At 67.8% G+C, this 746-nt stretch carries 1 protein-coding gene; it reads right to left on the reverse strand.

Annotation, left to right across the window (positions count from 1 at the left end):
- Positions 1–196: 196 nt before the first annotated feature.
- Positions 197–746 (reverse strand): DUF6293 family protein (locus DVK07_RS20115; RefSeq protein ID WP_121598562.1); only part of this gene is annotated, 550 nt, incomplete at its 5' end.

The following is a 746-nucleotide window of genomic DNA, read 5'->3' on the forward strand; positions in this document are numbered from 1 at the left end:
GCGATCGCGGGCGCGCTCGGGGTCGTCGGGCTGGTCTTCGGACCGCTCGCCGTCTGCTTCGGGATCGTCGCCGGCGCCGTCCCGTTCGGATACGGGTACTGGTTCGCACGGCCCGCCCCGAACGCGTAGGCTCGGGCAGCCCGCGGTGCCGGTCTCGTGATAGATCGCGGAGGCGACTCATCTATCGCGGCTCGACTTAGTCGCGGAGCAGGTAGCGGAACGCGCGCAGGTGGTTCGACCCGCTCTCGGTGACGGAAAGGTACTGGTACTTGGAGTGTTCCTCGACCTCGACGAACCCGCGGCTCACGAGCGGCTCGACGACGTGCGTGTTGAGTCGCCGGTAGTACCCACGGTCCGGGTTCTGAATCCCATCGGTGTCGTAGCGCTCGACGAAGGGGAGGCCTTCCCGGCGGCCGTAGTCGATGAGGTCCCTCTTGGTGACGGGCTGGTTCCGTTCGACGTACGCGAGGGCGGCGACGCGCTCGGCGTTCGGCTCCTCGATCGGGTACTTCGGGAGCGTCTCCGGCGGCTTCGCGCCCGAGGCCACCGGTCGCTCCTCGCCGCCCGCGTACTCCTCCGCGCGGACGTAGTACGGGATCGCGCCGGTGACCATACAGGCGATCATCCCGCCGATCGCGGTCACCTTCGACCCCGACGCGAGGTTCACGTAGACGTTGTGGTCACGGAGGCGGTTCGAGATCTCGGCGATCGTCCCGAGCGAACTGAAGAGGTTGAAGATGTCGCAC

Origin of the sequence: Halorubrum sp. Atlit-26R (assembly GCF_003666015.1) — an archaeon.
Lineage (GTDB): Archaea > Halobacteriota > Halobacteria > Halobacteriales > Haloferacaceae > Halorubrum.